This window comes from Ralstonia sp. RL, from assembly GCF_001683835.1.
GTDB classification, from domain to species: domain Bacteria; phylum Pseudomonadota; class Gammaproteobacteria; order Burkholderiales; family Burkholderiaceae; genus Ralstonia; species Ralstonia mannitolilytica.
In genome coordinates this window covers 1-1,178 of record NZ_LWRX01000195.1, presented here as the reverse complement: position 1 = coordinate 1,178, position 1,178 = coordinate 1, and the positions used below count along the sequence as shown (strand labels likewise).

Here is a 1,178-nt window from a genome sequence, read left to right as displayed (position 1 = left end):
AGCACATAGCAGCCGTGCTCGATGCTGTAGCCGATGTAATCGATGGTCTCGACGCGCTTGATGTTGAACAGCTGGCGCTCCATCATGCGGTCCAGCATGTAGGTCGTGCCGGAGAACATCGCGCCGGCGGCGATGCCGAGCAGGCGCTTCTTGAATTCCGCCGCGCTGGTGATCTGCGAGCTGGAAAACGTGTTCTTGATCGGCGCACCGTCGTGCGGGAATTCGACGCGGAAGTAGTACCAGGATTCGTCGGTGAGCTTGTTCTCCTGGTAGTACAGCGGCGTGGGCAGACAGTTGGCTATCTGGCGGATGGTGTTCGATGCGTATAGCGCGTTGTCGCGCGAGCCTGTCAGATTTTTTGTGTGCAAGAGGTCATGAGATGATACCGAAAGGGAAACACAATGACCGAAGCAATGAGCACGACGAAGAAGACCAAGAAACCAAAGGCACCGCAACTGTTCTCGGATGACCTGATTGACCAGCTGCTGGCACAAGTCCAAAACAAGGATGCCGAATCCATTCTCGGCGAATCCGGCTTGGCCGGCCAACTCAAGAAACGTCTGGCCGAGCGCATGCTGGCAGCCGAATTGCACCATCACCTCGCTACCGAAGCAGCGCTTGGCCAGAGCGGCAACCATCGCAACGGCAGCAGCAAGAAGACGGTCACGACGCCGGAAGGCGAGGTGCTGGAACTGGCGATTCCGCGCGACCGGCAAGCCACGTTTGAGCCGCAGTTGGTGGCCAAATACCAGCGTCGGCTGCCCGGTTTCGACGAACGCGTCATCAGCATGTATGCGCGCGGTATGAGCGTGCGCGAGATCACGGGACACTTGCAGGAAATCTACGGTCTGGAGGTGTCGCCCGATCTGATTTCCACCATCACCGACGAGGTGCTGGCCGAGGTCGAGCAATGGCAGCAGCGGCCATTGGAGGAGATGTACCCGATCGTGTATTTCGATGCACTGCGACTGAAGATCCGCGACGAAGGAGCGGTCAGGAACAAGGCGGTCTATCTGGCGCTGGGCATCCGTGCCGACGGCAAGAAGGAAGTGCTGGGCCTGTGGATCGAGCAGACCGAAGGCGCCAGGTTCTGGCTGAAGGTCTTCAACGAACTGAAGAACCGTGGCTTGCAGGACATTCTGATTGCGGTCGTCGACGGCTTGCGTGGCTTCCCGGAA

General features: G+C 58.8%; 1 protein-coding gene and 1 pseudogene. One reads left to right on the top strand and one right to left on the bottom strand.

Annotated elements, in window-relative coordinates; genetic code table 11:
* A pseudogene (locus tag A6M56_RS18735) lies at positions 1–368 on the bottom strand (bifunctional DNA primase/helicase); the annotation flags it as partial.
* A 45-nt stretch (positions 369–413) separates the two neighbouring features.
* On the opposite strand from A6M56_RS18735, the gene A6M56_RS18730 reads away from it, so the two are divergent.
* A partial coding sequence (locus A6M56_RS18730) for an IS256 family transposase (RefSeq protein WP_286758314.1) occupies positions 414–1,178 on the top strand: 765 nt, incomplete at its 3' end.